This window comes from Aeromicrobium sp. MLTX1, assembly GCF_046452335.1.
GTDB lineage: Bacteria > Actinomycetota > Actinomycetes > Propionibacteriales > Nocardioidaceae > Aeromicrobium.
Genome location: NZ_JBKFDN010000002.1, coordinates 145,768 through 167,018, shown reverse-complemented (window position 1 = coordinate 167,018; position 21,251 = coordinate 145,768). Strand labels below are relative to the sequence as shown.

The window sequence follows — 21,251 nt, the reverse complement described above, 5'->3', positions numbered from 1 at the left end:
AGGCTCGACATGACCTTCCACCTGCACCGCGCCGAGCGCACCGACGTGCTCGCCGACGGCCTCGCGGCGCTGCTGGCCGAGCCCACCGACGACCCGTTCGCCACCGAGCTCGTCGTCGTCGCGGCCCTCGGCACCGAGCGCTGGCTGTCGCAGCGGCTCAGCCACCGGCTGGGAGCGTCCCCCGGTGGGGGCGACGGGGTCACGGCCGGCATCCGGTTCGCCCGGCCGCACTCGATCGTCGCCGAGCTGCTCGGCGAGGACGACCGGGACCCGTGGCGTCCCGATGCCCTGGTGTGGCGGGTGCTCGAGGTCCTCGACGCCTCCCTCGACGAGTCGTGGCTGGCCCCCGTCGCGCGCCACGTCGGCCGGGGCCACTCCGGACTCGAGCGCGAGCTGCGGCTCGACCGGCGGCTCGGCGTCGCGCGGAACGTCGCCGGCCGCCTGCACGCCTACGCGCGCCAGCGCCCCACGATGACGCAGGCGTGGTCGCAGGGTCGCGACGAAGACGGCACCGGCGCGGCGCTGCCCGCCGACGTGCGCTGGCAGGCCGAGGTCTGGCGCCGCGTGCGCGCGCGGATCGACGCCCCCTCGCCCGACGAGCGCATCGCCACCGCGATCGCCGGCCTCGGCACCTCTGCGGCGGCCGCCGACCTCCCCACCCGCGTCAGCCTCTTCGGCCACAGCCGGCTGCCGCTGGGCGAGCTCCAGGTGCTGGCCGCCCTCGCCGACCAGCGCGGGGTGCACCTGTGGCTGCCGCACGCCTCCCCCGTCGCCTGGGAGCGCCAGGGCGACGTCGGCGCGATCGTCCCGCGCGCGGACGACGACACGGCCGAGCGGCTCGGGAACCCCCTGCTGGCCGCCCTCGGCCGCGACGCGCGCGAGCTCCAGCGATCGCTCGCCTCGGTCGCGCCCGACGCCGTCGTGCACCCGTCGCTGCCGGTCCCCCGCCGCGACACGCTGCTCGGACGATTGCAGGCCGACGTCGCCGCCGACCGCCCCGGTGCCGGCGGGCCCGCGCCGCTGCCCTCCGACCGCTCGGTGCAGGTGCACGCGTGCCACGGCCGCGCCCGTCAGGTCGACGTGCTGCGCGACGTCGTCGTCGGCCTGCTCGAGGACGACCCCACCCTCGAGCCGCGCGACGTGCTCGTCATGGTGCCCGACATCGAGGCCTACGCCCCCCTGTTCCACGCGGCCTTCGGCCAGTCCGAGATCCTCGGCGACACGCCGCACCACCCCGGCCACCGGCTGCGCGTCATGCTCGCCGACCGAGCCGCCTCGCGCACCAATCCCCTGCTCGGGCTGACCGTCGCGGTGCTCGAGCTGGCCCGACGTGGCCGCGCGACGAACGCGGAGGTGCTCGACCTGCTCGGCACCGAGCCCGTGCGGCACCGCTTCGACCTCGACGACGACGCGATCGAGCGGATCGCCGGCTGGGTCGAGTCCAGTGGCGTGCGCTGGGGCTTCGACGCCGAGCACCGACGGCGCTTCGGCCTGCGGGTCGAGCAGAACACGTGGCGCGCGGGGCTCGACCGGCTCGTCGCGGGGGTCGTGGCCACCGAGGACCCCACGCGTCCCGTGGCCGACGTGCTCCCGCTCGACGACGTCCCCAGCGGAGACGTCGACCTCGCGGGCCGGCTCGTCACGTTCGTCGACGGCCTGGAGCGGGCGGTCGAGGCATTCGGTCGGGACGCCACCATGGCGCAGTGGTCGGCGCGGATCGCGGCGATGCTCGACGACCTCGCCGAGGTCCCGCAGCGCGACGCGTGGCAGCGCCAGCAGGTCGAGCGCGAGCTGGAGCGCCTCGACGACGAGTCCACCGTGCTGCGTCCGGGCGAGGTCCTCTCGACGGTCCGCGAGCGCTGGGCCGGGCGCCCGTCGCGCGCCAACTTCCGCACCGGCAGCCTCACCGTCTGCACGATGGTGCCGATGCGCTCGGTGCCGCACCGCGTCGTGTGCCTCGTGGGCCTCGACGACGGCACGTTCCCGCGCGCCACCCACGTCGACGGCGACGACGTGCTGGCCCGCCGTCCCCTCACGGGCGAGCGCGACGCGCGCGCCGAGGACCGCCAGCTGCTGCTCGACGCGGTGATGTCGGCCACCGAGACCCTCGTCGTCACCTACACCGGCGCCGACGAGCACCGCGGCCAGCCGCGCCCGCCGGCCGTCCCGCTCGGCGAGCTGCTCGACCAGGTGCGACGCACGGCGGGCGACGTCGACGTCGTCACGCACCACCCCCTCCAGCCGTTCGACCCGCGCAACCTGCGCCCCGGCGCGATCACCGCCGACGGGCGTCCCTTCAGCTTCGACCCGGCGGCGCTGGCCGGGGCCCGGGCCAGCCTGCGCCCGCGCACCGAGCCCCCGCCCTTCCTCACCGAACCGCTCCCCGAGGCCGCCCGCGACGACCTCGTGCTGGCCGACCTCGTCGGGTTCGTCCAGAACCCGGTCCGCGCGTTCTGGCGGCAGCGGCTCGACGTGCTGCTGCGCGGCGAGGAGGACCTGCTCGACGAGGACCTGCCCATCACGCTCGACGGGCTCGAGCGCTGGCGCATCGGCCAGCGCCTGCTCGACGACGCCGTGCGCGGCGTCGCCCCGGCCGACGCCTGGTCGGCCGTGTGGCGCGCCGGCATGATGCCGCCGGGCCGGCTGGGCGAGGCCGTGGGCGCCGATGTCGGCACCCGCGTGGCCACCCTCGTCGCCGGCACCGCCGCCCTGCGCACCGGCGACGCCTCCACGGTCGACGTCGACGTCGCACTGCCCGACGGACGCCGCCTCACCGGAACGGTCGAGGGCGTCCACGACGAGCGCCTCGTCACGGTCTCCTACTCCACGGTGCACGGCCGTCACCGGCTGCGCGACTGGGTGCGGCTGCTCGCGCTGGCGTGCGAGCGTCCCGAGGTCCCGTGGGTCGCCCACCTCGCCGGGAAGGTCGGACGCGGCACGGCCCAGGTGGTCACGCGCGCGCCCGGCTCGCGCGAGGAGGCGCTCGGTCTGCTGGCCGACCTCGTCGAGCTGCGCGACGCGGGGCTCGTGCGGCCCCTCCCGCTTCCGGTCGAGCTGGCCCGCCTGTTCGCGTTCCACCAGCGGGCCCGCGGTCCGCAGGCCGCCGCCCGCATCGCCGCGCGCGAGTGGCAACGCGAGCCGAAGGCCTACGGCCCGCCCGCCGACCGCGACGCCGAGGAGATCGTGCGCGTGTGGGGCCCGAAGGCTCCCTTCGAGGCGCTCGTCGCCGACGGGTTCACGTCGCTCGCCGCGCGCCTGTGGGACGGCGCGCTCGACCACCAGCAGGAGGCCGCGCTGTGACCGAGCCCTTCGCGGACGACCGCCCCGCCGACCTGCGTCCCTTCGACATCACCGACCCGCTGCCGAGCGGCACGACGCTGCTCGAGGCCAGCGCCGGCACCGGCAAGACCTGGACCATCGGCGCGCTCGTCACGCGCTACGTCGCCGAGGGCGTCGTCACCCTGCCCGAGCTGCTCGTCATCACGTTCGGGCGGGCCGCCAGCCGCGAGATGCGCGAGCGGGTCCGCGACCAGCTCGTGGCGGCCGAGGCCGCGCTCGCCGACCCCGGAGCCCACCGCGACGGCGACGACCCGCTGCTCGCCCTGCTCGTCGACGTCCCCGACGCCGAGCTCGTCGCCCGCCGCGCCCGCCTGCGTGCGGCGCTGGCGGACTTCGACGGCGCGACGATCGCCACGACCCACCAGTTCTGCCAGACCGTGCTGCGCAGCCTCGGCACGGCCGGCGACTCCGACGGCTCGGCCGAGCTCACGGACGACCTCACCGAGCTGGTCGACCAGATCGTCGACGACCTCTACGTGGCGAAGTATGCGAACGAGGACGGGCCCGTCCTGTCGCACCCCCAGGCCCGCACCCTGGCCCAGGCCGTCGTCGCCGACCCGCACGCGGCCCTCGTCCCGGTCGAGGCCGAGCCGGAGTCACCGGCCGGCGTGCGCGTCCGGTTCGCCCACGCCGTCCGGCGCCGCCTCGACCAGCGCAAGCGCGAGCTCGGCCTGCTCGACTACGACGACCTGCTGAAGCGGCTCGAGACCGTGCTGGAGGACCCCGACTCCCCCGCGCGCGCCCTCATGCGGTCGCGCTGGCGGGTCGTCCTCGTCGACGAGTTCCAGGACACCGACCCGGTCCAGTGGAACGTGCTCGACCGGGCGTTCAGCGGCGAGGCCACGCTCGTGCTCATCGGCGACCCGAAGCAGGCGATCTACGCGTTCCGCGGCGGCGACGTCCACACCTACCTGCGCGCCGCGGCCACGGCCACCGAGCGACGCACCCTGCCGGTCAACTGGCGCAGCGACGCGCCCCTCGTCGACGCCCTCGGCGCCACCTTCGCCGGCGCGCAGCTGGGCCACCCCGACATCGCGGTGCGTCCCGTCCGGGCCCGGCACGCGGGCAGCCGGCTGGCGGGGCTGCCGCACCCCGCGGCGTTCCGGCTGCGGGTGCTCGACCGCGAGGACGCCGACGAGCCCGAGCGCGACCTGCCGGTGGCGGCCGCGCGCGAGCGGATCGTCGCGGACCTGGCGCTCGACGTCGCGGAGGCGCTGGCGTCCGGCGCCACCTACGACGCGGGCAGCGAGGTGCGACCTCTCGGCGCCGGCGACATCGCCGTCCTCGTGGCCACCGGCGTCGAGGCCGACCTCGTGCGCCGCACGTTCGCCCGGCACGGGATCCCCGCGGTCCTCGGCGGCGGCAGCAACGTGCTCGTCAGCCAGGCGGCCGACGACTGGCTCACCCTGCTCGAGGCGATGGAGTCCCCCCAGCGCTCCGGGCTGGTGCGCGCCGCCGGACTCACCGACCTCCTCGGCCACGACGCCGCCACGCTGGTCGCGGGCGGCGACCGGCTCACCGACGCCCTCGCCACCCGCGTCCGCGACCTGACCGACCTGCTGGGTGCCCGCGGCGTCGCCGCGGTCGTCGAGTCCCTCACCGACGAGGTCTTCGCCGCGCGCATCCTGGCCCGTCCCGACGGCTACCGGCGGATGACCGACCTGCGCCATGTCGCGCACCTGCTGCACGAGGTCGCGCTGCGCGAGCGGCTCGGCCTCTCGGGCCTCGTCCAGTGGCTGCGGCGCAAGCGCGCCGAGACCGGCGAGTCGGCCGAGCTGACCCGCCGGCTCGACAGCGACGCGAAGGCCGTCCAGGTCCTCACGATCCACGCCAGCAAGGGCCTGGAGTTCCCGATCGTGCACCTGCCGTTCCTCTTCAACCGCTGGCGCCCCGACCGCGACGAGCGGCCGCGCTTCCACGACGCGTCCGGCGCCCGGATCCTCGACGTCGGCGGCCCGGGCTCGCCCGACTTCGCCGCGCACTCCCGCGCCGCCCAGACCGAGGACGCCGGCGAGGTGCTGCGGCTGGCCTACGTCGCGATGACGCGCGCGAAGTCCCAGCTGGTCGCGTGGTGGGCGCCCACGCGCGACGCCCGCAACTCGGGCCTGCACCGCCTGCTGTTCCGGCCCGACCCCGCGCGACCCGAGGTGCCCGACGAGGTCCCGGCGCCCGACGACCCCACCGCCTGGTCGGTGCTGCGCGGCTGGCACGAGCGCGGCGGACCCGAGCTCGAGCGGGTCGACCCGCGCACCAGCCCCGTGCCGGTGCCGGGCGCCGAGCCCGCCGACCTCGCCGTGCGCACCTTCGACCGCGAGCTCGACACGGCGTGGCGGCGTACCTCCTACTCGGGCCTGATCCGGGCCGAGCAGGAGGCCACCCCTCACGTCGGCAGCGAGCCCGAGGCCGAGGGCACCACCGACGAGATCGACCTGCCCGTCGTGGCCACCGAGCGCGACGAGCGGCCCTCCCCCATGGCCGACCTGCCCAAGGGCGCCACGTTCGGCAGCCTCGTGCACGCGGTCCTCGAGGAGGTCGACGTCGCCGCCGTCGACCTGCGCGCCGAGCTCGAGGAGCGCGTGCGCGAGCAGATCGCGCTGTGGCCGGTCGAGCTCGACGTCGACGCCACGGTGGCCGCGTTCCAGGCCATCCTCACCACTCCGCTCGGGCCGCTGGCCGACGACCTCGACCTGGCGACGGTGCTGCGCGAGCGCCAGTTCAAGGAGCTCGACTTCGAGCTGCCGATGGGCGGCGGCGACGACCCCGTGGCCACGATCGGGCGACTCGGCCAGCTGGCCGACCTGCTCGAGGCGCACCTGCCCGCCGACGACCCATTGCGCCCCTTCGCCGACCGGCTGCGCTCCCCCGCTCTCGCCGACCAGCCGCTGCGGGGCTACCTGACCGGCTCGATCGACCTCGCGCTGCGGCTGCCGTCCGGGCGGTTCCTCGTGGTCGACCACAAGACCAACTGGCTCGGAGCACCCGACGTGCCCCTCACGATCGGCGGCTACCGGCCCGACGCGCTCGCCACCGCGATGAACTCGGGCACGTACCCGCTGCAGGCGCTGCTGTACGCGGTCGTCCTGCACCGCTTCCTGCGGTGGCGCGTGCGCGGCTACGACCCGCACGAGCACCTCGGCGGGGTCCTCTACCTGTACGTGCGCGGCATGGTCGGTCATGACGCACCGCGGGTCGACGGGGTGCCCTACGGCGTGTTCTCGTGGCAGCCGCCCACCGGCCTCGTCCTCGCCCTGTCCGACCTGCTCGACGGCACCACCCGCGAGGAGGCCTCATGACCGCGCACGCCACGATCGACGACTTCGTCGCCGCCGAGGAGCTCACCACCGGTGACGCGCTCATGACGGCCCGCCTCGCCCGGCTCATGGGCGAGACCGCCCCCCTGCCGCTGCTCGCGCTGGCGTTCGCGGTCCGCGCGGTCCGGCACGGGTCCACCTGCTTCGACCCGCGCCAGGACCCCGAGGTCCCCGGCCTGGCCTGGCCGGATCCGCAGGCCTGGCTCGACGCCGTCCGCTCCAGCCGGCTCGGGCGCGTGCTCGTCGTCGAGCACGACCTGCTCTACCTCGACCGCTATCGCGAGCTCGAGGTCGCGCTGTGCGACGACCTCGGCGCCCGCGCCGCCGCCGCGCCGCCGGCGCTCGACGAGGAGCGGCTCGTGGCCGACCTCGACCGGCTGTTCCCCGGCGCCGAGCACCTCGACCAGCGCGCCGCGGCCGAGCGCGCCGCACGGGTCGGCACGATCGTGCTGACGGGTGGTCCGGGCACGGGCAAGACCACCACGGTGGCCGGTGTCCTGGCGATCCTCCAGGCTCAGTCGCTGGCCACCCTCGGACGTCCGCTGCGCGTCGCGCTGACGGCGCCGACGGGCAAGGCCGCCGCCCGCATGCGCGAGGCGGTGGCGGCCACGGCCGCGCGGCTCGACCTCACCTCCGACGAGCGCGAGTGGCTCACGGGACTGCCCGCCTCGACGATGCACCGCCTGCTGGGCTGGCGCCACGACAACCACACGCGGTTCCGCCACGACCGCACGCGGAGGCTCCCGCACGACGTCGTGGTCGTCGACGAGACCTCGATGGCGTCGCTGGAGAACGTCGCGCGGCTGCTCGAGGCGCTGCGCCCCGACACCCGGCTCATCCTCGTCGGCGACGCCGACCAGCTCGCCTCGGTCGAGGCGGGTGCGGTGCTGCACGACGTCGTGGCCGGCTGGTCCGACCAGCACGTCGTCCGGCTCACCCGCAGCCACCGCTTCGGGGTGGGCATCGGCCGACTCGCCGAGGCCGTCCGCGACGGCGACGCCGACATCGCGGTCGCCCTGCTGACGGCCGGCGACCCGGCCATCCGCCTCGTCGACCCGGCCCGCGCCCAGGCCGAGCTCGAGGGCACCCTGCTCCCCCTCGCCCGCGATCTCGTCGCCGCCGGTCGCGCCGGCGACGCCGTCACGGCGCTGCGCCGGCTCGGTGAGCACCGCCTGCTGTGCGCCCACCGCGACGGCCCCACGGGCGCCACCACCTGGAACGACCACGTCACGGCGTGGCTGCGTCCCGACGTCGGCTACGACGACTGGTACGCGGGCCGGCCCGTCCTCGTCACCCGCAACGACGCGCCGCTGAACGTGTTCAACGGCGACGGCGGCGTCGTGGTCGCCCGCGACGAGCACGTCGAGGTCGCACTCGACGGCGATCCCGTGCGCGAGCTGGCCACGTCGCGGCTGCCCGACGTCCAGACCGGCTACGCCATGACGATCCACCGCAGCCAGGGCAGCGAGTTCGAGCACGTCACCGTCCTGCTGCCCGGCGCCGACTCGCGCGCCATGACGCGCGAGCTGCTCTACACGGCGATCACGCGCGCGGTCGCGAAGGTGACCGTGATCGGCACGCCCGAGGACATCCGGACGGCGATCGGGCGGCGAGTCGCCCGATCCAGTGGGATCGCGGAGCGACTCGCCGCCCGAGCGGCGGTGCGGTAGGTCAGCGCTCGGCGCCGGTCATCGCCTCCGTGGCGTCGAGGGCCTGCTCGCCCAGCGACTCCTCCTGCTTGGACGCCTCGATCGTGTGGCGCAGCGGCTTCTCGTGCACGAACCACAGCACGAGGGCCGAGACCAGCGTCAGCGGCGCCAGCCACAGGAAGATCGGCATCAGCGCGCCGTTGTAGGCGGTCACGACGATGTCGTGGATCTCCTGCGGGAGGTGGGCCACCGAGTCGGGCGTCAGCGAGGACGACCCGCTGTGCGCCTCGCCTGCCGACGGCAGCTTCGTCGCGAGCGACTCGGTCAGGCGCGACGTGAAGATCGAGCCCACGGCCGCGGCACCGAGCGTGCCGCCCACCTGGCGGAAGTAGTTGTTCGCCGCGGTGGCCGTGCCGACGATGCGGTGCGAGAAGGAGTTCTGCACGATCAGCGTCAGGATCTGCATGCCCAGGCCGATGCCGATGCCGAGCACCAGCAGCGAGCCCTCGATCTGCCAGCGCGAGTCACCGATCTCGATCGTGGAGAGCAGGAACAGGCCGAGGCCCGTGACGAGCGCGCCGGCGATCGGGTACCAGCGGTACGTGCCTGTGCGGCTGACGGCCTGGCCCACCACGATCGACGTGACGAGCATGCCGCCCATCATCGGGATCATCATGAGGCCCGCGTGGGTGGCGTCGACGCCGACCGACATCTGCAGGTAGGTGGGCAGGTACGACAGCGAGCCGAACATCGCGACGCCGAGGATGATGACGCCGACGGTCGTGAGGTTGAAGTTCCGGTCGCGGAACAGCGCCAGCGGCATGACCGGCTCCTCCGCGCGCCGCTCGACGGCGACGAACGCGATCGCGCCGACGACGGTCGCCACGGCGAGGCCGATGATCTGGGGGCTGTCCCAGTCGTACTGGTGACCGCCCCACGTCGCGGCGAGGATCAGCGCGCTCGTGGCGATGGCCAGCAGCGCCATGCCGAGGAAGTCGACCCGCGTGCGCGCCCGCTCGGCGGCCGGCTTGTGCAGCAGCGCGACCACGGCGACGGCCGCGATGATGCCCAGCGGCACGTTGATCCAGAAGGTCCAGCGCCAGCCGGGACCCTCGGTGAACCAGCCGCCGAGCAGCGGCCCGGCGACCGAGGACAGGCCGAACACGGCGCCGAGGATGCCCATGTACTTGCCGCGGTCGCGGGCGGGCACCACGTCGGCGATGGCGGCCTGCGACAGCACCATGAGGCCGCCGCCGCCGAGGCCCTGCACGGCGCGACCGGCGATCAGCACGGTCATGTCCTGGGCGAGGGCGCCCACGAGCGAGCCGATGGTGAACAGGGTGATGGCCACGAGCAGCATGGGCTTGCGGCCGACGCGGTCGCCGAGGCGGCCGTAGATCGGCATCGTCACGGTCATGCCCAGCAGGTAGGCGGTCATGACCCAGGCGATGTGGTCGGCGCCGTCGAGCGAGCCGACGATCGTGGGCAGCGCGGTCGACAGGACCGTCTGGCTCAGGGACGCGAGCAGCATGACGAGCATGAGCGCGGCGAAGACGAGGGTGACGGTGCGCTTCTCGTGCGTCGAGGTGGAGGGGGATGTCGTGGTCATAGGGCGGTGGAGGTGACCTTCCGGAAGGTGGCGATGGCCGCGTCGAGGGCGTCGTCGCGGTGGGACATGAGCTGGTCGGGGTCGGTCGTCCACGCGAGCGTGACGACCGAGCCGGCCAGCAGGATCAGGGCGCGGGCCTCGTGCAGGTTGGCCGGCAGGCCGGCGATGCCGAGCCACGGGGTCTCGACGTCCTCGACGAAGCGGGCGACGACGAGCTTGCGCGCGTCGGTGAAGACCTGGGTGAGTCGCGAGCGCAGCCGAGGGTTGGCCGCGGACAGCGCACGCCGCTGGGCGAGGTCGACCTCGGGACCGATGGTGCTGGAGGCGACCTCCAGCACCAGCAGGCTGACGCGCTTGAGCGCGGGCTCCGCCTCGGAGTCGCGCAGCGCCTGCAGCGTCTCCTCGGTCACCCGTGCGGGGCGGACGCCGACGATGGCGTCCTCCTTGGACTCGAAGTAGTTGAAGAAGGTGCGCGGCGAGATGCCGGCGGTGGCCGCGATCTGCGCGACCGTGACGGCGTCGGGACCGTGCTCGAGGGCGGCCGTGGCCGCGGCATGGTGGATGGCGGTCCACGTCTGGCGCTGGCGCTCGGCCACGAGAGGGCTGACGACTTCTGTTTGCACAACTGCATTTTATGCAGTCGTGCAAACCTTGCACCAGTGCAGGGCGGGTGTAACTCGGGGTTGCTCCCGTGTCGTTCGTCACCTACGGTCGAGGGGTCCCGCGCACGCCCCCGCAGCTCGGGACGGGGCCCCGGGAGGTGTGGTGCAGACCGGGGCCCCACCCTGGGGAGCCCGGCTCAGCTCAGGTCGGTGAGCTCCGAGCGGTCCACCTGGGTGCCGACCATCTCCCGCAGCGTGTCGTTCACGTCCCAGATCCCCACGTTCATGCCCGCGGTCAGCCGCGACTCGTCGTCGATCCAGTAGGCGATGAACGCGTTCGCCTCGAGGTCGCCGCGGATCTCGACCGTGTCCTTCGCCCCGGGGCGCCCGACGTACTCCATCGAGAACTCGAACTGATCGGTGAAGAAGTACGGGTACCAGTCGTGCACCGTGTCGCGGCCCAGCAGCACGTCGGCCACGGCACGACCCTGGCGGATCGCGTTGTCCCAGTGCTCGACGCGGAGCCGGTCCTCCAGCGTGACGTTCCACGAGCCGGCGACGTCGCCGATCGCCAGGACGTGCTCGTCGGCGGTCTGGAACCGCTCGTCGACCACGATTCCGTCGTCGACCTCGAGGCCGGACTCCTCCGCGAGCCCGGTCGACGGCACCGCGCCGATGGCGACGAGGACGTGGTCGGCCTCGACGGTCTCGCCCGAGGCGCGGACGCCGACGGGCCCGTCGTCCCCCAGCACGATCTCCTCCACGGTGACGCCGGTCCGCAGGTCGACGCCGTGCGACCGGTGCAGCGCGGCCAGGTGCGTGGCCAGCTCGTCGCCGAGCACCCGCTGCAACGGCAGGTCGTCGCGCTCGAGCACGGTGACCTCGACGTCGTGGCTGCGCGCCGCGGCGGCCACCTCGAGACCGATCCAGCCCGCGCCGACGATGACCAGGCGGCTGCCGGACTCCAGGGTGGCGAGGATCCGGTCCTTGTCCTCCAGGGTGCGCAGGTACAGCGCCTGGTCGGCGCCGGGCAGGTCGGGCACGCGCGGCTCGGCGCCCGTGGCCAGCACCAGCAGGTCGTAGTCGAGCCGCTCCCCCGTGTCGAGGGTGACCCGTCGCGCCTCCCGGTCGAGCGCGGTGACCCGCGTGCCCGTCATCAGCTGCACGTCGTGCTCGGACCACCAGGCCGCGTCGAGCACCGTCGGGTCGGTGTCCTTGCCGAGCAGCAGGTCCTTCGACAGCGGCGGCCGCTCGTACGGCGGGCTGCCCTCGGCGCCCACGATGGTCACCGCCCCGTCGTACCCCTCCTCACGCAGCCGCTCGACCGCCTTCGCGGCAGCCAGTCCTCCTCCGACGATCACGAGTCGCTCCATGCCCCCATCGTCCGCCCCGGCGGCCACGGCGCAACCCCGCACGCGGGGACGATGTGCCCCCACGCACCCCCGAGGTGCCGTAGGTTGGCCACTCGGCCGCCCCGCGAGGAGATCCACGTGAACGACGACCTGACCATCCGCACCGCGACCCCGGAGGACGTGTCCTGGGCCCTCGCCCTGCGCCACCGCGTGTACGCCGAGGAGCTCGGACAGCACCCGACCAACGCCGACGGGCGTCTCACCGACGCGCTGGACGGCGACAACGTCTATCTCGTCGCGGCACGCGGCGACGAGCCGGTCGGCTTCGTGAGCGTCACGCCGCCGTGGGTGGGCCGGTTCGGCCTCGACAAGTACGTCACCCGCGAGGATCTCCCACTGCTCGACGAGCCCGACGTGTTCGAGGTCCGCATCCTCACGGTGCGACCCGACCAGCGGCACACCGGCGTCGCCACGCTGCTGATGTACGCCGCGATGCGCTGGGTGGCCAGCCGCGGCGGCCGCACCATCGTCGCGATGGGACGCAGCGAGGTCATGGACCTCTACCGCGCCGTCGGGCTCGTGCCCACCGGTCGCACCGTGACCAGCGGCTCGGTCGACTTCGAGGTCATGACCACGTCCGTCGCCGCCCTCACGTCGCTCGCGCTCGGACCGTTCGCGGAGCTCGTCGAGCGCTGGCGGGCCACCGTCGCCTGGGAGCTCGACGCCCCGTTCGCCACGCGCCCCGACGGCTGCGAGCACGGCGGTGCGTCGTTCGGCGCGATCGGCACGGCCTTCCGCACGCTCGAGCGCCGGACCGAGGTCGTCGCCGCCGACGTCCTCGACGCCTGGTTCGACCCGGCCCCGGGAGCGCAGGCCCTGCTCGCGGAGGATCCGGGGTGGCTCGCCCGCACGTCGCCGCCGTCCGACGCCGAGGGACTGCTCGCCGAGATCGCCGCCCACCGCGGTCTGCCGGTCGAGTCCCTCGCCGTCGGGTCGGGCTCCTCCGACCTCATCTTCCGCGCCTTCACGTCCTGGCTCACCCCGTCCAGCCGGGTCCTGCTCGTCGACCCCGGGTACGGCGAGTACGCGCACGTCACCGAGCGCGTCGTCGGCTGCCACGTCGAGCGCTTCGCCCTGCGGCGCGAGGACGGCTGGCGCGTCGACACCGAGCGGCTCGCCGCCACGGTGGCGGACGGCGCCTACGAGCTCGTCGTCGTCGTGAACCCGAACAACCCCACGGGCCGGCTCACGCCCGCTGACGACCTCCGTCGCGCGGTCACGGCCGCGCCGTCCGGGACCCGCTGGTGGGTCGACGAGGCCTACCTGGGCTATGTCGGCCCCGAGGAGTCCCTGGCCGAGCTCGCCACGAGCGACCCACGCCTCGTCGTGTGCACGTCGCTGTCGAAGATGTACGCGCTCTCGGGAATGCGTGCGGCGTACCTCGTGGCGCACCCCGAGACAGCGACCGCGATGCGCCGTCTCACCCCGCCGTGGCAGGTCAGCCTCCCGGCGCAGGTCGCGGCGGTCGCCGCCCTGCGCGACCCCGACCACTACCGCGACGTCTGGGACCGGACCCATGAGCTGCGCCGTGACCTCGCGAAGCGGCTCGACGCTCTCGGCGGCCTCGAGGTCGAGGACTCCGTCGCGAACTTCCTGTGCCTCACCCTGCCGCGGGGCGGACCGAGTGCGGCGTCGTTCGTCGCGGCGCTGCGCGAGCGCGACGTCTTCCTGCGCGACCTGTCGCCGCTCTCGCCGGCGTACGAGGGCCGCACCGTGCGCGTCGCGGTGCGCGACCTCGCGGAGAACGACCGCATCGTCGCCGCGTGCGCCGAGGTGCTGGGCCGCTGATGGTCTCCGTCGAGTCGCTCGTCCCCTGGATCGGCGGCGCCCTCGTGGTCGGCGGTGTCGCGGTCCTGGCGTCCCGGCGCGGGGAGCTCATCCGTCGCTGGCTCATCTGGGTCGCAGCCGTGCCCGTCGTCGTGGCCCTGTTCTGGGGGGGCGAGCCCGGGACGGCACTGCTCGCCTCCGTGGCCGGCGTCGTCGCCGCGGTTGAGCTCGGCCTGCTGCTCGGACTGCGACGCGAGGACGTCGCCGCGCTCGGCGTGGCGCTGGTGGGTGTCATCGGCACGGCCTGGCTGGAGCCCGACCTCGTCCTGCACGCCCTGGGTGCCGGTGCCCTGCTCGTCGTGGCGCCGGCGTTGCTCCAGGGCGACGCGGACGACGGACTGCGCCGGGTCAGCGGCGGGCTGCTCGGCCTCGCGTGGCTGGCTCCGCTCGCCGGGCTCGTGACGCTCGGCGGCACCGCCCTGGCCCTGTTCGTCGCCGTCTCGGTCGCGGACATCGTCGCGTTCTTCGCCGGACCGCGGCTCGGTGGGCCGCGACTGTCGCCCCTGTCCCCGGCGAAGCGGTGGAGCGGTCTGCTGGGCGGTGCCGCGGCGGGCATCGCGGTGCTGGCGCTGCTCGGTGCGCTGGCATGGCCCATCGCGATCGCCGTCGCCGTCGGCGCCCCGGCCGGCGACCTCCTGGAGTCCCTCGTCAAGCGCGGCGTCCGCGCCAAGGACTCCGGCAGCCTCATGGCCGGAGCCGGCGGTCTCCTGGACCGGATCGACTCCACGCTCCTCGCCCTCGCGACCGTCCTGCTCCTGTCCTGAGCTCCGCACAGGTTCCGGACAGACGAGAGCGGCGCGGCCGACCCCTTCCCCAGGGTCGACCGCGCCGCGGCTCGTGGACGGTCAGCTGCAGCCGCTGGTGCTGCCGCAGCCCTCGCAGACGTGGCAGGAGCCGGCCGGCCGCATCTTCGTGCCGCAGGTCATGCACAGCGGGCTGTCGACCGCCGCGCCCGTGATCTCCTCCAGCAGCTCCGCCGACGTGTGCGCCTGGCCGGAGGCCGGACGCGCCGTCTCGATCTGGACCTCGACCGCCGCGGCGTCGGCGACCTGCGCCTCGGCCTTCAGCTCGGCCGCGGCCTCGCTCGAGGCGCCCGCGGGCTCCTCGGAGACCAGCTCGGCCGCCGTGGTGCCGTCACCCTTGACCGGCTCGTACGAACCGGTGTCCAGGTAGCGCTGACGCTCCTCGACCGAGTGGATCGACATCGCCGAACGCGTGTCGAAGTCCAGGTAGTCCAGCGCCACCCGGCGGAACACGTAGTCCATGATCGACTGCGCCATCCGCACGTCCGGGTCGTCGGTCAGACCGGCGGGCTCGAACTTGAGGTTCGTGAACTTGCTGACGAAGGTCTCCAGCGGCACGCCGTACTGCAGGCCGATCGACACCGCGATGCTGAAGGCGTCCATCACGCCGGCCAGGGTCGAGCCCTGCTTGCCGAGCTTGAGGAAGATCTCGCCCAGCGTGCCGTCGTCGTGGGCACCGGAGGTCATGTAGCCCTCGGCACCGCCGACGCTGAAGCTGGTCGTGATCGAGGCGCGCGACTTCGGCAGGCGACGACGGATCGGCTTCTCGACGATCTTCTCGACGACCTGGACCTCGGTGGCCTTCGGCGCGTCGGTCTTGTCGTCCTGGGCCTTCTGGCTGGACAGCGGCTGGCCGACCTTGCAGTTGTCGCGGTAGACCGCGAGCGCCTTGAGGCCGAGCTTCCAGCCCTGGAAGTAGACGTCGGCGATCTCGTCGACCGTGGAGGTCTCGGGCATGTTGACCGTCTTGCTGATGGCGCCCGAGAGGAACGGCTGGCAGGCCGCCATCATCCGGACGTGGCCCATCGGCTTGATGGCACGCTCGCCGACCGCGCAGTCGAAGACCTCGTAGTGCTCGGGGCGCAGGCCCGGGGCATCGATGACGTGGCCCTTCTCGGCGATGTACTCCACGATCGCCTCGATGGTCTCGCCGGTGTAGCCCAGCTTCTCCAGCGCGACGGGGATCGTCTGGTTGACGACCTGCAGCGAGCCGCCGCCGACGAGCTTCTTGAACTTGACCAGCGAGAAGTCCGGCTCGATGCCGGTCGTGTCGCAGTCCATCATGAAGCCGATCGTGCCGGTGGGCGCCAGGACCGAGGCCTGCGAGTTGCGCCAGCCGTTCTTCTCACCGATCTTCAGGTTGGCCGCCCACTGCTTGGTGGCCTCCTTCTGCACGGCGATGTCCATCGCGTGCTTGGAGCGGATCTCGTCGTTGGCCGCCTGGTGCTTGCGCATGACGCGCTGGTGTCCGTCGACGTTGGCCGCGTAGCCCTCGTAGGCGCCGACGACACCGGCGAGCTCGGCGCTGCGACGGTAGGACGTGCCCGTCATGAGCGACGTGATCGACGCGGCGAGCGCGCGGCCGCCCTCGGAGTCGTACGCCAGGCCCGAGGCCATCAGCAGGGCGCCGAGGTTGGCGTAGCCGATGCCGAGCTGGCGGAACTTGCGGGTGGTGTCGCCGATCGCCTCGGTCGGGAAGTCGGCGAAGCAGATCGAGATGTCCATCGCGGTGATGATGAACTCGACGCTCTTGACGAACTTCTGCGTGTCGAAGGTGCCCTCGTCGGTGAGGAACTTCAGCAGGTTGAGGCTGGCCAGGTTGCAGCTGGAGTTGTCCAGGTGCATGTACTCGCTGCACGGGTTCGAGGCGGTGATGCGGCCCGACTCCGGCGTGGTGTGCCAGTCGTTGATCGTCGAGTCGTACTGGATGCCCGGGTCGGCGCAGGCCCACGCGGCCTGGGCCATCTTGCCCCACAGGTCGCGGGCGTCGATCTCCTCGATGACCTCGCCGGTGGTGCGCGCGCGCAGGCCGAAGGGCGTGCCGGCCTCGACGGCCTCCATGAACTCGTCGTTCACGCGGACCGAGTTGTTGGCGTTCTGGTACTGGACGCTGGTGATGTCGGAGCCACCCAGGTCCATGTCGAAGCCCGCGTCACGCAGCACGCGGATCTTCTCCTCCTCGCGCTCCTTGGTCTCGACGAACTCGACGATGTCGGGGTGGTCGACGTCGAGCACGACCATCTTGGCGGCGCGACGGGTGGCGCCACCGGACTTGATCGTGCCGGCGGAGGCGTCGGCACCACGCATGAAGGAGACCGGGCCCGAGGCGGTGCCGCCGGAGGAGCGGAGCAGCTCCTTGCTCGAGCGGATGCGCGACAGGTTCAGGCCGGCACCGGAGCCACCCTTGAAGATCAGGCCCTCCTCGCGGTACCAGTTCAGGATCGAGTCCATCGAGTCGTCGACCGCCAGGATGAAGCACGCGCTGACCTGCTGCGGGCTGGACGTGCCCACGTTGAACCACACCGGGCTGTTGAAGCTGAAGACCTGGTGCAGGAGCATGTACGTCAGCTCGTGCTCGAAGATCTCGGCGTCGGCGTCGGAGGAGAAGTAGCCGAAGTCCTTGCCGGCCTTGACGTACGTGAGCACCACGCGGTCGAGCAGCTGGCGCAGGCTCTGCTCACGCTCGGGCGTGCCCACGGCGCCGCGGAAGTACTTGGTGGTGACGATGGTGGAGGCGTTGAGGCTCCAGAAGTCGGGGAACTCCACGCCACGCTGCTCGAAGACGGTCTCGCCGGTCTTCCAGTTGGTCTGGACGACGTCGCGTCGCTCCCACGTGACCGCGTCGTAGGGGTGCACGCCTTCGGTGGTGTGGACGCGCTCGATCTTGAGTCCTGCCCTGGTGGACTTGCGGCTGGTGCGAGGGGCGGGTCCCGAGTTCCCGCCGACCGTCTCGGTCATGTGGTGCTCCTGTCCTGGTGGTGCTGCGTGGTTGGTGTGGCGTCTGGGGTGGTCCGTCAGGACCCGTGTCCGGGGTCGGCCGCGTCGAGCTCGGCCTCGTCCAGCGTGGAGATGTCGGCGTGATCGGCCATCAGCCCGGCGATCTCGGCGACGAAGTCGTCGGCGGAGTCGAAGGACTTGTAGACCGAGGCGAACCGCAGGTACGCGACCTCGTCGAGGGTGCGCAGCGGCTCGAGGATGGCCAGTCCGATGTCCTGCGTGTTGATCTCGGCCTGGCCCGAGGCCCGCAGGGTGTCCTCGACCTGCTGGCCCAGGCACGCGAGGTCGTCGGTGGAGACCGGGCGCCCCTTGCAGGCCTTGGCCACGCCGGCGACCGCCTTCTCGCGGACGAACGGCTCGGTGGCGCCCGAGCGCTTCACGACCATGAGCTGCATCTGCTCGATCGTGGTGAAGCGCTTCTCGCACTGCGAGCAGGCACGACGACGACGGATCGAGCCGCCCTCGTCGGCGACGCGGGAGTCGAGGACGCGGGTGTCGGTGTTGCGGCAGAACGGGCAGTGCATGGCTTCCTCCTCGCGTCGGGCGGGTCGGGTCCCCGTGGACGAGCCTGGGGATGAGCTGTGGACAGATCTCCGCATCGTGTGGGCAACAGGGGTGTTGCTGTGGACCTATATGTGGAGAATCACATCCGTGTAACTACTAGATGTAGTGGTCACTCTACGTGCCTGTGAGTCCGTAAGCAACAACTTCGCAGACAAGTCCGACAGAATCCGTCGACACTCCTGCAACCCCGGCGTTTGCGCTGGTGGGAGCGGGGGCGAGGGTCTCTCGAGTCGCGGAGTCCCGGCGTGTCGGCCACCATCGAGGGGTCACCCGCCCGCGATCGCCGACCCGAGAATCGAGAGGAGTCCGCGCCGCCACCGCGTCGCCCGTCACCCGATGACCACGTCCCTGCCTCGCGAGCTCCGTTCCGCACGCCTGCGCGCCCTGGCCGTTCTGACCGACCGCCTGGGCGACATCACGGCTGCCCGCACCGCTCTCGACAGCGTGCTCGCCTCGCCCGACCGCGGGGGCGACGACTGGGATCCCGATGCGCTCTTGGCGCGCGCGTGGGAGGCGGCCGGGCTGGAGCGGCCTCCCGAGAGGGTCCCCACGGACGACACCGCTCCCGTCCTGCGACTGCTGGCGACCTGCGCTCATCGATCCCTCCCGGAAGCGGCACGCATCGCGCTCGTGCTCAGCGCAGCCGCAGGGATGTCCATCGATGACACCGGGCACGTGTTCGCCGCCCCCGAGTCGGTCATGGCCCAGCGGATCGCCTGGGCCGAGATGCGGGTGCGACCGAGCCTCGCCGAGCCGATCGCCGAGGAGGACGTCTCGGCGCAGCTCGGTCGTGTGCTCGACGTCCTCATGCTGATCTTCGACGACGGCGTCGTGCACCCCCACGCGCCCGTCGACCTGCCGTGGGAGGCGGTCGAGACCACCCGGGTGCTCATCGAGCTCTTCCATGGCGAGCAGGAGCCACGCGCCCTGCTGGCGCTCATGCTGCTCACCCGGGCACGACGCGACGCACGTCAGGAGTCCGACGGCACCCTGCGCGCGCTCGAGGTCCAGGACCGCGACCTGTGGCACCACGCCGAGATCGAGGAAGGGCTGTTCCTGCTGCGGGGCAGCCAGCGCAAGGGGCGCACCGGCCCCTACCAGGTCCGCGCCTCCATTCAGGCCGCGCACGTCACGGCCCACGAGGCGTCCGACACCGACTGGCCCCGCCTGCTGACGCTATACGACCGCCTCATGGAGCTCGCACCCTCCGACGCCGTCGCGCTCGGGCGGGCGTGTGCGGTGGCCGAGGTGACGGGCCCCGAAGCCGCGCTGGAGTCGGTCGAGCGCATGGGCGTCGACACGCACCTCTTCCACGCCACCCGGGCCGAGCTGCTACGCCGGATGGGCCGCGCCGAGGAGGCAGACCGAGCGTGGACCGCAGCCGTCGCACGCGCGCGCAGCGCGTCGGAGCACCAGCGCCTGCGCGGCGAGGTGCAGCGCTAGGCACGTCACATCCGCTGCGGTTGCGATGGGCTCCGATCACCCTACGGTGGAGGCATGGCCACCCAACCCAAGTACACGGTTCCCGGTCTCAGCATCGCCGATGGCGAGAGCATCGCGAAGACGCTGCAGGACCGGTTGAACGCACTCAACGACCTGATGCTGACCCTGAAGCATGTGCACTGGAACGTCGTGGGACCCCACTTCATCGCCGTGCACGAGATGATCGACCCGCACGTCGTGGAGGTGCGCGACATGGTCGACGAGACCGCGGAGCGCATCGCCACCCTCGGCGCCGTGCCCCTCGGCACGCCCGCCGCGATCGTCGAGGGCCGCTCGTGGGACGACTACCCGCTGGGCCGAGCGACCACGACCGAGCACCTCAAGGCGCTCGACGACGTCTACATCGGCCTCATCGACGACCACCGCAAGGCCCAGGCCGCCGTCGCCGACCTCGATCCGGTGACCGAGGACATGGTCATCGGTCAGATCAAGACGCTGGAACTGTTCCACTGGTTCGTCCGTGCGCACCTCGAGAGCGCCGGGGGCGAGCTGAAGAGCTGACACTCCCCCACACGCGAGAACGCCCCCGGTCTCCGGACCGGGGGCGTTCTGCGTGCAGGAGTCAGGCTGCGCCGGCCTCGGAGCGCCGGGCCTGCAGCACGGCGATGCCGTGGCCGGCCAGCGCGGCGAGGACCTGCAGGGTCATCGAGGTGATGACGACGGCCGAGCCGAGCCACCAGTAGACCGGTCCCTCACCCAGTCCGCTGACGAGCACGATGGCGAGGGAGACGAAGCCGAGCACTCCCCCGGCCACGACCCAGGCGAGGGCGCCCATGTCGGCCGGACGTCCGCGCTGCCAGGCCCAGCCGACCACCGCGAGGACGACGAGCAGGGCGGCCGCGGCGGGCCAGACGATCTCGGTGAGGGCGCTGCCGAGCCAGGCTGCGGGCGCGTCGATCCCGTGGGCTCCGGCGCGGTCGGGCACGAGCCAGGTGGCCGCGCTGGCGAGCAGCAGCACCGCCGCGCGACCGATCACCTGACGGCGGAACCGCGTCATCACGTGGATGTGGTGACCGTGGGCGACGATGGCCATGGCGACGACCTCCTCGACATCGTTGTCCTCGTCCACGCTACGCCGCCCCGGCGTCCGGCGGGACCACTACCGCACGAAGGCGTGTCGAACGGCGGGAGAACAGACGCACACGGCGCCCACCGGCCCCTTCCCCGAGGCAACGATGGGCGCCGTGTGCGGGCGCGGGCGGACGACCGGCGAGGTCAGTCCTGGACCGGCACCGCGAGGGTGGAGCCGATCGGCAGCGACGCGCCGTCCTCGAGCGCGTTCAGCTTGACGATCTCGTCGACGGTCGAGCGGATGTCGGCGTCGGGACGCGCCTCGGCGGCGATGCTCCACAGGGTCTGACCGGGCTGCACCGTGACGGTGGTGACGATGCCCGGCTCCGAGGCCGAGTCGGTGGCCGCGACCGCGGAGCCGAACACGATCGCGAGCGTCGTGATGACGGCGAGCGCCACGGCCACGATCACGGCACGACCACGGCCCGTGAGCCGCAGCGGAGCCGCGGGCTGTGCGGCGGCCGACACGTAGGTCGTGCGGGTCACGGCGGGGCGACGCAGGTCGAGGGCCGGGAACGGCGTGTGGTCGAGGGTGATGCTCATGATGGCCTCCGGGGAAGTTCG

Annotated in this window: 14 protein-coding genes; 7 read left to right on the top strand and 7 right to left on the bottom strand. The window is 73.0% G+C overall.

The window, feature by feature from the left end:
• The first annotated feature begins 9 nt into the window (after nucleotides 1-9).
• From recC to recD, 3 genes are read left to right on the top strand one after another with little or no spacing between them, the layout of a single operon-like run.
• Nucleotides 10-3,300: an exodeoxyribonuclease V subunit gamma gene (gene recC / locus ACK99Q_RS11240; protein WP_410186226.1), complete on the top strand. Its 3,291-nt coding sequence runs from the start codon at nucleotides 10-12 to the stop codon at nucleotides 3,298-3,300.
• Nucleotides 3,297-6,632, top strand: a complete 3,336-nt coding sequence (locus ACK99Q_RS11235; RefSeq protein WP_410186225.1) for a UvrD-helicase domain-containing protein — start codon at nucleotides 3,297-3,299, stop codon at nucleotides 6,630-6,632. Before recC ends, ACK99Q_RS11235 begins: the two co-directional genes overlap by 4 nt.
• Nucleotides 6,629-8,320, top strand: a complete 1,692-nt coding sequence (recD, locus tag ACK99Q_RS11230) for an exodeoxyribonuclease V subunit alpha (protein WP_410186224.1) — start codon at nucleotides 6,629-6,631, stop codon at nucleotides 8,318-8,320. Before ACK99Q_RS11235 ends, recD begins: the two co-directional genes overlap by 4 nt.
• A 1-nt stretch (nucleotide 8,321) precedes the next feature.
• Here recD and ACK99Q_RS11225 read toward each other — a convergent pair whose 3' ends face one another.
• From ACK99Q_RS11225 to ACK99Q_RS11215, 3 genes are all read right to left on the bottom strand, one after another.
• Entirely contained in the window at nucleotides 8,322-9,908 is a 1,587-nt protein-coding gene (locus ACK99Q_RS11225; RefSeq protein WP_410186223.1) for an MDR family MFS transporter, read from the bottom strand.
• On the bottom strand, nucleotides 9,905-10,531 hold the full coding sequence (locus ACK99Q_RS11220) for a TetR/AcrR family transcriptional regulator (protein ID WP_410186222.1): 627 nt from the start codon (nucleotides 10,529-10,531) through the stop codon (nucleotides 9,905-9,907). Before ACK99Q_RS11220 ends, ACK99Q_RS11225 begins: the two co-directional genes overlap by 4 nt.
• Before the next feature lie 176 nt (nucleotides 10,532-10,707).
• On the bottom strand, nucleotides 10,708-11,883 hold the full coding sequence (locus ACK99Q_RS11215; protein WP_410186221.1) for an NAD(P)/FAD-dependent oxidoreductase: 1,176 nt from the start codon (nucleotides 11,881-11,883) through the stop codon (nucleotides 10,708-10,710).
• Nucleotides 11,884-12,000: 117 nt separating this feature from the next.
• Between ACK99Q_RS11215 and ACK99Q_RS11210 the strand changes: the two genes are divergently transcribed.
• Together ACK99Q_RS11210 and ACK99Q_RS11205 are read left to right on the top strand one after the other, a co-directional pair.
• A complete protein-coding gene (locus ACK99Q_RS11210; RefSeq protein ID WP_410186220.1) occupies nucleotides 12,001-13,710 on the top strand; it encodes an aminotransferase class I/II-fold pyridoxal phosphate-dependent enzyme in 1,710 nt (569 codons plus the stop codon).
• The gene (locus ACK99Q_RS11205; RefSeq protein WP_410186219.1) at nucleotides 13,686-14,513 is read left to right on the top strand and encodes a phosphatidate cytidylyltransferase; all 828 of its coding nucleotides are present in this window, start codon (nucleotides 13,686-13,688) and stop codon (nucleotides 14,511-14,513) included. The genes ACK99Q_RS11210 and ACK99Q_RS11205 overlap by 25 nt, the downstream gene beginning before the upstream one ends.
• 81 nt (nucleotides 14,514-14,594) lie before the next feature.
• On the opposite strand, the gene ACK99Q_RS11200 is transcribed toward ACK99Q_RS11205, so the two are convergent.
• Both ACK99Q_RS11200 and nrdR read right to left on the bottom strand, forming a co-directional pair.
• Nucleotides 14,595-17,510: a vitamin B12-dependent ribonucleotide reductase gene (locus tag ACK99Q_RS11200; RefSeq protein WP_410186218.1), complete on the bottom strand. Its 2,916-nt coding sequence runs from the start codon at nucleotides 17,508-17,510 to the stop codon at nucleotides 14,595-14,597.
• 56 nt (nucleotides 17,511-17,566) lie between these two features.
• The gene (gene nrdR / locus ACK99Q_RS11195; RefSeq protein WP_179424157.1) at nucleotides 17,567-18,073 is read right to left on the bottom strand and encodes a transcriptional regulator NrdR; all 507 of its coding nucleotides are present in this window, start codon (nucleotides 18,071-18,073) and stop codon (nucleotides 17,567-17,569) included.
• A gap of 376 nt (nucleotides 18,074-18,449) precedes the next feature.
• Between nrdR and ACK99Q_RS11190 the strand changes: the two genes are divergently transcribed.
• Both ACK99Q_RS11190 and ACK99Q_RS11185 read left to right on the top strand, forming a co-directional pair.
• Nucleotides 18,450-19,556 (top strand): DUF6596 domain-containing protein, encoded by a 1,107-nt coding sequence (locus tag ACK99Q_RS11190; protein WP_410186217.1) that lies wholly within the window; start codon nucleotides 18,450-18,452, stop codon nucleotides 19,554-19,556.
• A gap of 54 nt (nucleotides 19,557-19,610) precedes the next feature.
• Nucleotides 19,611-20,117, top strand: a complete 507-nt coding sequence (locus ACK99Q_RS11185) for a Dps family protein (RefSeq protein ID WP_410186216.1) — start codon at nucleotides 19,611-19,613, stop codon at nucleotides 20,115-20,117.
• A gap of 61 nt (nucleotides 20,118-20,178) precedes the next feature.
• Here ACK99Q_RS11185 and ACK99Q_RS11180 read toward each other — a convergent pair whose 3' ends face one another.
• Both ACK99Q_RS11180 and ACK99Q_RS11175 read right to left on the bottom strand, forming a co-directional pair.
• Nucleotides 20,179-20,685 carry a hypothetical protein gene (locus ACK99Q_RS11180; protein WP_410186215.1) on the bottom strand — a complete coding sequence of 169 codons (507 nt, stop codon included), beginning with the start codon at nucleotides 20,683-20,685 and terminating at the stop codon, nucleotides 20,179-20,181.
• 146 nt (nucleotides 20,686-20,831) lie between these two features.
• Nucleotides 20,832-21,230, bottom strand: a complete 399-nt coding sequence (locus ACK99Q_RS11175; RefSeq protein ID WP_410186214.1) for a LysM peptidoglycan-binding domain-containing protein — start codon at nucleotides 21,228-21,230, stop codon at nucleotides 20,832-20,834.
• Between the last annotated feature and the right edge of the window lie 21 nt (nucleotides 21,231-21,251).